Origin of the sequence: Paraburkholderia sp., from assembly GCF_026225065.1 — a bacterium.
In the GTDB taxonomy this organism is placed as follows: Bacteria; Pseudomonadota; Gammaproteobacteria; order Burkholderiales; family Burkholderiaceae; genus Paraburkholderia.
Window position 1 is genome coordinate 1 of the sequence record NZ_JAMFSB010000293.1, and the last position, 4,874, is coordinate 4,874.

Annotated in this window: 4 protein-coding genes and 1 pseudogene; 3 read left to right on the plus strand and 2 right to left on the minus strand. The window is 63.3% G+C overall.

Going from position 1 to position 4,874, the window contains the following annotated elements; all coding sequences use genetic code 11:
* The 3 genes from M0954_RS21030 to M0954_RS21040 form a co-directional block, all read left to right on the plus strand.
* The coding region (locus M0954_RS21030; RefSeq protein WP_297355277.1) for a (2Fe-2S)-binding protein at window positions 1-429 on the plus strand (429 nt) is incomplete at its 5' end.
* Entirely contained in the window at window positions 426-1,781 is a 1,356-nt protein-coding gene (locus M0954_RS21035) for a cytochrome c (RefSeq protein ID WP_297355279.1), read from the plus strand. The genes M0954_RS21030 and M0954_RS21035, both read left to right, overlap by 4 nt.
* Before the next feature lie 502 nt (window positions 1,782-2,283).
* Window positions 2,284-3,324 carry a peptidoglycan DD-metalloendopeptidase family protein gene (locus M0954_RS21040; protein ID WP_297355283.1) on the plus strand — a complete coding sequence of 347 codons (1,041 nt, stop codon included), beginning with the start codon at window positions 2,284-2,286 and terminating at the stop codon, window positions 3,322-3,324.
* A 50-nt stretch (window positions 3,325-3,374) separates the two neighbouring features.
* Here the strand turns inward: M0954_RS21040 and prpF are convergent, their stop codons facing one another.
* Both prpF and M0954_RS21050 read right to left on the minus strand, forming a co-directional pair.
* Window positions 3,375-4,565 (minus strand): 2-methylaconitate cis-trans isomerase PrpF, encoded by a 1,191-nt coding sequence (gene prpF / locus M0954_RS21045; RefSeq protein WP_297355281.1) that lies wholly within the window; start codon window positions 4,563-4,565, stop codon window positions 3,375-3,377.
* A gap of 16 nt (window positions 4,566-4,581) precedes the next feature.
* Window positions 4,582-4,874 (minus strand): annotated as a pseudogene (locus M0954_RS21050) (Fe/S-dependent 2-methylisocitrate dehydratase AcnD); the annotation flags it as partial.

Consider the following 4,874-nt stretch of genomic DNA (forward strand, 5'->3'; position numbering starts at 1 on the left):
ACACTCTTAACCTACAAAACCCTCTTACAATCAAGCGTGGTGATTCTCGACAAGCCGGATGGCACGAGTGAGGAAATCCGCACCTGCATCACAGGCGCGAACTTCTTCGACGGCAAGTCGATCCGCACGATCGAAGGCCACGCACAACGCAACGAGCAGGGTGAGGTAGTTGCCTTGTCGCCGATCCAGCAGAAGTTTCTCGAGCACTTCAGTTTCCAGTGCGGCTACTGTACGCCGGGCTTCGTGAACGCGGCGACGGTGCTGATCGAACGTCTCAAGCGCCAGCCGGTGGCTAGCGACCAGGTTGAGCAAACCATCACCGAGGCGCTGAACGATCACATCTGCCGCTGTACCGGCTATGTGCGGTACTACGAGGCCGTGAAGGAAGTCGTGCTGACGATGCCGGGACTCGTGAAGGATGCCGCATGACGATCCTTTCCTTGACCTCGCAGAGCGCGCAGACCTCGCGGATTCGGCTGAATCTGCCGAAGCTGCGGAGTCTCGTGCTGGTGTTGAGCGTAGGGGCGCTGGCGGCGTGCGGCCAACACCACGATGACACGCCAGCCGCTCAGACGACCGCTTCGGCGACTAGCATGCCGGCGGACCTGGAAAGCGCCGCAGCGGAGCAGCTTGCGCGTGGCCGCTATCTCGTGAAGGCGGCCGATTGCGCGGCCTGTCACACGAGTGCGGACGGCGCGCCGTTTGCCGGCGGCCCGAAACTCTCCTCGCCGTTCGGCACGTTCTACGGCACGAACATCACGCCAGACAGAGACCACGGCATCGGCAACTGGAGCGCTGGCGATTTCTACAAGGCGTTGCACGACGGCATGACGCCGGATGGCCCGTTGTACCCGGCGATGCCGTACACGTCGTACCGGCAGATCTCGCACGCCGACAGCGATGCGATGTATGCGTGGCTGATGGCGCAAAAACCTGCAGCGGTACCGAACCATCAACCGGAGCTGTCGTTTCCGTTCAACATGCGTTTCGCCGTGCGCTTCTGGAACATGCTGTTCCTGAAGGATGGATTGCCGGATGCATCGAAAGGGCCGTCCCCCGAAGGGACTTCCTCCAGGGCGTTGGTGGACTGGAACCGTGGACGTTACCTGGTGAGCGCGCTCGGCCACTGCGCCGAATGCCACACGCCGCGCGGCAAGTTCGGTCAACTCGACAACGCGTTGCCGCTCGCCGGCGGGGCGCTGGGCCGCGTGGCCGCACCGGACATCACCCCGCAAGGACTCGCTGCGCGCGGCTGGACCGCAACTGATCTGCAGACCTTCTTCGCCACGGGGATCGCCCCGCAAGGCTCCGCTTTCAGCGAGATGTATCCGGTCGTGCATCTGAGCAGCCAGTATCTGAGTCACGACGATCTGCGCGCGATGTCGACCTATCTGCTCGGCGACCCGCCGCCGGCTGCGCAGCCGTTGCAGTCGCGATCATCGGCATCTGCGGACACGGCGCAACTGGCCGCTGGGCGCAATGTGTACCTCGCGGTGTGTGCCGGTTGCCATGGCCGCGATGGCGAGGGCAAACCGCACGTCGCAGTCCCGATGCACGGCAATTCGACGGTGCGGCAAAGCGATCCGCACAACCTGATCGTGGCGATGCTCGACGGCATCGATGCGCAGGACTTCCCCGGTCTTGAACGCATGCAGGAGATGCCCGGGTTCGCAGGGCAGCTAAGTGATGCGGAACTCGCACAACTGGCGAGTTATCTGCGCGCGACGTGGGGCGGTCAGCCTGGCGACGTCACCGCGGAGGCCGTGAAAGCGCTGCGGTAAGCGAAAGCGCCATCGGGCGCCCGATGATTGGAAGGCAAACGGCCAGCACCTCGAAGAGGGCTGGCCGTTTTTTCGTGCGGTCTTTTCCTGCAGCACCACTTACCCGAATTTGCTGTTCATCCAGCCACGTCGCTCTAGGCGTCTGCGCCAAAATTCAAGGTTTTCCGACGATTTGCCGTTAAAGAAAACGATATCAGGGGCCAAATCCCGCAATACGGATCGTAAGGATTTGTATCAGTCTGTGCGGACGGCCCGCTTTTTGTCCGCGGCATTTTACAATTCCGCTTGAATTTTAACCGTCTGTCTGGCCCTTTTTGCGTCAGAACGCCTCGATATCAAGGCATTTGCCGCAAGAGTGCCAGACAGAAGGGTGGGCCAGGGTGGTAGCCGCAACGAGGCGGTTTCCCGTGTCGAGCGTGCAGCGCTTCTGAAGAATGCGCGCATCGGAGTGCGACGCGGGAACACTCGGGCTCGCCTATGTACGAGGCAGGAGTCGAACTTGTTGAAAAATCGTTTCGACAAAACCATGAAGGCTGGCGTCGCCGGCGTCTGGATTGCATTGGCAATGAGTGGTTGCGTGAATGTGGCACAGCAGGGAGAGCAGGCGTCCCCGGCGGCCACTGGCGCGCCAGTGGCTTCGGCCGCTACGGCGACCTCGGCATCGGATGCCGCCGCAGCAGCATCGTTACAGGCGGCGGCAACCGCTGCGGCCAGCACGGCCAAACTGAAGGCGGCGCAGCCACTCGTCTATCGCGTCAGGCGTAGCGACACGCTGAACCAGATTGCTCAGCGCAATCACTGCAAGGTTGCTGATCTGCTGGCGTGGAATGGTCTGAAGCCGTCCACCCGACTGAAAAAGGGGCAGGTGCTGCATGTAGCGTCACCCGAGGCGGCAAAGGAAGCAAGCGACGCAGCCGCGGCAGCCACCGCGGCGCAGGCTGCAGCTGATCAGGCGGCAGCAAAGGCTGCGGTCTCGGCGAAGCTGGCGGCGGCAGCTGCCTTTACCAATCCGGCGGTGAATACGGCGGCAGCAGCTAGCGGAGCGAATGCATCGACCGCGGCATCAGCCGCTTCATCCAGCAACGCCGCCTCCATCGCCCCGAGTGGCGCTCCCGCACCGAATCCCGCGCAAGCACGCCAGGTCGACGCAGAGGTCTCGCGTCATGCCAACCACGTCACGCTCGTGTGGCCGGCACAAGGCACGATAGTCGAGGGGTTCCAGGCGGGCGCGACGCGCGGTATCGAGATTGGCGGCCAGCCTGGCGATCCGGTGCGCGCGGCCGCGGACGGCAAGGTCATGTACGCAGGGACAGGGCTCAACGAATATGGCAGCCTGATCATCATCCAGCACAACAAGGACTTTCTGACCGCGTATTCGCACAACCGTCGACTGCTCGTGAAAACCGGCGACATCGTGCGGCAAGGCCAGGAAATTGCGGAGATGGGCGACGAGAAAAACACGCGTGTCTCAGTGCTTTTCGAGGTGCGCCGCGACGGCAAGCCGGTTGATCCGATGCCGTATCTGCCGGCGAAACAAAGTTGAGTTTGCGGGCCCGGTGAGGCTGCGTAGGCGCGGCCTCACCTTATGCCGAATCAGAACGAATCGCCCGGAACCCGCACCCAGCCTTCCATCAGTACGCGCGCGCTGCGGCTCATGATCGCCTTCTTCACCACCCACTCACCGTCCACGTGACTGGCCTGCGCACCTACACGCAACGTGCCGGAAGGGTGACCGAAGCGCACCGCTTCGCGCTCGCCGCCACCCGCGGCGAGGTTCACCAGCGTGCCCGGAATCGCGGCTGCCGTGCCGATGGCCACCGCGGCGGTGCCCATCATCGCGTGATGCAGCTTGCCCATCGACATCGCGCGCACCAGCACATCGACATCGCCCGCCGCAACCTGCTTGCCGCTGGACGCCACATAGGCCGCCGGCCTCGCGACAAACGCCACCTTCGGCGTATGCTGCCGCGTTGCGATCTCATCGATGTGCTTGATCAGGCCCATGCGCACCGCGCCATGTGCGCGAATCGTCTCGAACTTTGCCAGCGCCTTGTCGTCGCTATTGATCGCGTCTTGCAGTTCGGTGCCCTTGTAACCGATCGCCTCGGCGTCGACGAAAATCGTCGGAATGCCCGCGTTGATCATGGTGGCCTTCAACGTGCCCACGCCCGGCACCTCGAGGTCGTCCACCAGATTGCCGGTAGGGAACATCGCGCCGCCTGCGCCTTCCTCTTCGGCGGCCGGGTCCATGAACTCGAGTCGCACCTCGGCCGCAGGGAAGGTCACGCCGTCCAGTTCGAAGTCGCCGGTTTCCTGCACGGCGCCGTCGGTAATGGGCACGTGTCCGATGATGGTCTTGCCGATATTGGTCTGCCAGATCCGCACCGTGGCCACGCCGTCGCGCGGAACGCGGCTCGGGTCGACCAGCCCGGCGCTGATCGAGAATGGTCCCACTGCGGCGGAGAGATTACCGCAGTTGCCGCTCCAGTCCACGAACGCCTTGTCGATGGACACCTGGCCGAACAGATAGTCGACGTCGTGATCGGGCCTGCTGCTCTTGGCGATGATCACGGTCTTGCTGGTGCTCGACGTCGCGCCGCCCATGCCGTCGGTTTGTTTACCGTAAGGGTCCGGGCTGCCGATCACGCGCAGTAGCAGCGCGTCGCGCGCCGCGCCTGGCGTCCGCGCGGCTTCGGGCAAGTCCTGCAAGCGGAAGAACACACCTTTACTCGTGCCACCACGCATGTAGGTGGCAGGAATCTTGATCTGGGGTACGTGGGCCATGTTTTTGTCTCCTCCTTCAAGCCGCTGCTTGCGACGATTCCAGGAAGTCCTGGGCAAAGCGCTGCAGGACGCCACCGGCTTCGTAGATCGACACCTCTTCCGCGGTGTCCAGACGGCAGGTCACCGGCACTTCTACACGCTCGCCGCTCTTGCGATTGATCACGAGCATGAGATCGGCGCGCGGTTTGCGCTCGCCGGTTACGTCGAAGGTTTCGGTGCCGTCGATACCGAGCGTCAGGCGGTTCACGCCCGGCTTGAACTCGAGCGGCAGGATGCCCATGCCCACCAGATTGGTGCGGTGGATGCGCT

What these genes read in the sequence shown, in the direction of transcription:
- M0954_RS21035 (WP_297355279.1), top strand. Translation starts at nt 426, where the DNA reads ATGACGATCCTTTCCTTGACCTCGCAGAGCGCGCAGACCTCGCGGATT.
- prpF (WP_297355281.1), bottom strand. Translation starts at nt 4,565, where the DNA reads ATGGCCCACGTACCCCAGATCAAGATTCCTGCCACCTACATGCGTGGT.